Source organism: Phormidium sp. CCY1219 (genome assembly GCF_035615515.1).
Taxonomy (GTDB): domain Bacteria; phylum Cyanobacteriota; class Cyanobacteriia; order Cyanobacteriales; family Laspinemataceae; genus CCY1219.
Window position 1 is genome coordinate 1 of record NZ_JAJENT010000609.1, and the last position, 2,634, is coordinate 2,634.

General features: G+C 50.5%; 1 protein-coding gene. It reads left to right on the forward strand.

Annotated elements, in window-relative coordinates:
- Positions 1–683 precede the first annotated feature (683 nt).
- Entirely contained in the window at positions 684–2,435 is a 1,752-nt protein-coding gene (gene bicA, locus LKK83_RS17105; protein WP_324632456.1) for a bicarbonate transporter BicA, read from the forward strand.
- The last annotated feature ends 199 nt before the right edge of the window (positions 2,436–2,634 follow it).

The window sequence follows — 2,634 nt, forward strand, 5'->3', positions numbered from 1 at the left end:
CCTTTAGGGACTGTGTTCCTTGCCCCGCTTACGTTTCGGGCTTTTGACCTTCCACTTTTGCGGGAACGAATCGCACCCTTGTTGCTTATTTATAACCGGGTATCCGATGAATTACCCACCCTACTCGTAGTCGTAGTAGTCGTAGGGTGGGCTTTCCGCCCCGCAAAGTCTTAGGCAAAAGCACACTCCAGTTGTAGCCTGGGCGGAAAGCCCACCAAAGCTGAGTAATAATACTGGGTTTATCGAAAAGATTAACTCCGCTGTTCTTTGCCCTACCCACCCGATGCCTTACGCCTCGGTTTTCTGGCAAATCTCCACAGAAAAAATCTCGATTTTAATTGGGTGAAAGCCCTCAACCCCGTCTCCTTATTGTTTTTTGATACCTACCATAAATAATCATTTATTAACCCCTCAGCCAAGCCAAGCTGAGGGGGCATTTTTTTGTAAAGCAGTTGCATTCCTTGCCCCGCCGGGGTTCTTGGAGTTGAGAAAACGGCGATCCCTGGGAATTTCCTCAACCCTTATCCCTTTCCGTTCGATCCCAAATCGGCGTCTAAGCAATTCTTACTATAAGAAATATTTAATAAAATTATGACAAGTGTTTTCAAAATTTTCATTTCATTTTATTATGAACCCCATAACCCACTCTGGTGGGACTTAATTATGGAATTCATGGAATTCTTATGGGAGTCTTAAATCGAATTCATTTCAATAACTTGCGCGGCGATATATTCGGCGGCGTCACCGCCGCGATTATCTCCCTGCCAATGGCTTTAGCATTCGGGGTTTCCTCTGGTGCGGGAGCGCAAGCGGGTCTTTACGGTGCGGTTTGCGTGGGCTTTTTTGCCTCGCTGTTTGGTGGCACGCCAACTCTGATTTCCGAACCGACCGGCCCGATGACCGTGGTGATGGCAGCCGTGGTCACCAACTTGATGGTCAACAATCCCGAAAATGGCATGGCAATGGCCTTTACCGTGGTCATGCTGGGCGGGGTCTTTCAAATAATGTTTGGGGCGTTGCGTCTGGGAAAATACATCACCCTGATGCCCTATACCGTGATTTCGGGCTTCATGTCTGGAATTGGCCTGATTATGATTATTCTTCAAATCGGCCCGTTTCTCGGACATGAAAACCCGGGGGGCGGGGTACTCGCAACCTTGAGCAAGGTGCCGGAGTTTTTGAGCACCCTCAATCTCCCCGAAACCATTTTGGGGGCGCTGACCTTGGCCATTATTTTCTTGATGCCAGGTAAATTAAAACGAATTGTGCCGCCTCAATTAGTTGCCTTAGTTGCAGGCACGGTCATTTCCCTGATGTTCTTCTCCGATATGGATATCCGCCGGATTGGCGTCATCCAAGCCGGTCTGCCTACGTTGCAAATGCCGGCATTTACCTTCCCGCAATTGCAAACGATGGTGGTGGATGCAGTCGTCCTCGCGATGCTGGGCTGCATTGACTCCCTCCTGACTTCCGTGATTGCCGATAGCTTGACCCGCACGGAGCATGATTCAAATAAAGAACTCATCGGTCAAGGGATTGGTAATTTAATGTCGGGTTTGTGTGGCGGTCTTCCCGGCGCGGGTGCCACGATGGGCACGGTGGTGAATATCCAAACTGGGGGTCGCACGGCACTTTCCGGTCTGACTCGCTCTTCGATTTTGCTGGTGGTCGTCTTGTGGGCGGCTCAACTCACCGAACCGATTCCGATGGCGGTATTGGCCGGGATCGCGCTGAAAGTGGGTATCGATATTATTGACTGGAGCTTTTTGAAACGCGCTCATAATGTGTCCTGGAAGGGCGCGGCGATTATGTACGGGGTGATCGCACTCACCGTATTCGTGGACTTGATTGCCGCAGTGGGGATTGGTGTGTTCGTTGCCAATCTGCTGACGATTCAAAACTTGAGCGATTTGCGCGCCAAGGATGTGAAGGCAATTACTGATGCTGATGATGAAATTGTCTTAACCGAGGAAGAAAAATACTATCTGCAACAAGCGGATGGTCGCGTGTTGCTGTTCCACTTGAGCGGTCCGATGATTTTTGGGGTTTCCAAGGCAATCTCGCGCGAACATATGGCGATCGAGCAATATCAAGTTCTGGTGTTGGATCTCAGCGATGTTCCCCTGTTGGGCGTGACTTCTTCTCTGGCGATCGAAAATGCTCTGCGCGAAGCGGTTGAAAAAGGTCGTCAGGTGATTATTGTGGGAGCTACGGGTAAAATTAAGCGCCGTCTGCAACGGTTGGGTATTTTAGAAATGCTCCCGCCGCATCACTTGATGATGGACCGTTTGGAGGCGCTCAAGCAAGGGTTGAGTTTGGTGCAGCAGTATTCTGTGGATGTGGATGACACCAGGGGTGATGCTCGCTTGAGTGTAAATGAGCCGAGTTCGAGCAATGCGCCCTTTCCGAGCAATGATGCCGGTGTGCCGGGTTAAACTGTACCCTTTTTCCCGAAGGAGTCGGAGTTGCGATCGCAAAACTTAGTCTGCGCGCAAGTTCCCGGAAAAATACCTGAAATACAATGGTTCTCTAATTGGGGCTTCCTGCAAAGGAAGCCACTTTTAGCTTCTCGGCGGGAAGCCCCGCGCTCTACCCGTGCTTGGTGAGCGTCGGGATGAGAGCCAGGGGAAATGG

Coding starts and splice junctions, on each gene's coding strand:
- bicA (WP_324632456.1), top strand. CDS start 684: ATGGGAGTCTTAAATCGAATTCATTTCAATAACTTGCGCGGCGATATA.